The organism is Oleiphilus sp. HI0066 (assembly GCF_001635725.1).
Genome location: NZ_LWFH01000245.1, coordinates 1 through 766, shown reverse-complemented (window position 1 = coordinate 766; position 766 = coordinate 1). Strand labels below are relative to the sequence as shown.

Genomic DNA, 766 nt, shown 5'->3' with positions numbered 1-766 from the left:
TGGACAATTAACGAGTTTCACGGCGATTCGTGCGGGAGATAAGCCAGATTTAGAAGTTGATTTCCAAATGCCAGGTGAGCACAACGTCCTTAATGCATTGGCAGCCATTGCTGTTGCAACAGACGAAGGCGTTGCTGATGATGCAATCTTGTCGGCTTTAGCAGATTTTCAAGGCGTGGGACGTCGCTTCCAGTTGCAAGGTAATTTCCAGATTGAAGAGAAGTCGTTCATGTTGGTGGATGACTATGGGCATCATCCGAGTGAAGTGGGCGTGACCATAAAAGCTATTCGCGATGGTTGGCCTGAAAAACGTTTAGTGATGGTGTTTCAACCACACCGTTATAGCCGAACGAGTGACCTGTATGAAGACTTCGTACGCGTCCTGTCAGAGGTTGATGTGCTGATCATGTTGGATGTTTACGCCGCGGGTGAAAAGCCAATTCCAGGAGCAGATAGTCGCGCGCTTTGTCGAAGTATCCGTCAGCGTTCTGGCTTAGATCCGATCTATGTCGAGGATACGGAAGAGCTCGAATCTGTGCTTTTAAATCTCTTAGATGAAAACGACCTCGTAGTAACGCAAGGTGCTGGTAATGTAGGACAGATTAGTCTGAGCCTTGCTCAGTCATTTAAAGCGAAGGAGGGGGCATGACAACATCGTTTATCGCAGATTCAGCCCTCGTTGAGTCTTTAGGTAAAGTAGCGGTCGTTTGTGGGGGTTGTTCTGCCGAGCGCGAAGTATCACTCAATAGCGGTGAAGCGGTTTATC

At 48.2% G+C, this 766-nt stretch carries 1 protein-coding gene; it reads left to right on the top strand.

Features of this window, described 5'->3' with window-relative positions; translation table 11 throughout:
• A partial coding sequence (locus tag A3738_RS03850; RefSeq protein WP_304440063.1) for a glutamate ligase domain-containing protein occupies positions 1-649 on the top strand: 649 nt, incomplete at its 5' end.
• Positions 650-766: the final 117 nt, after the last annotated feature.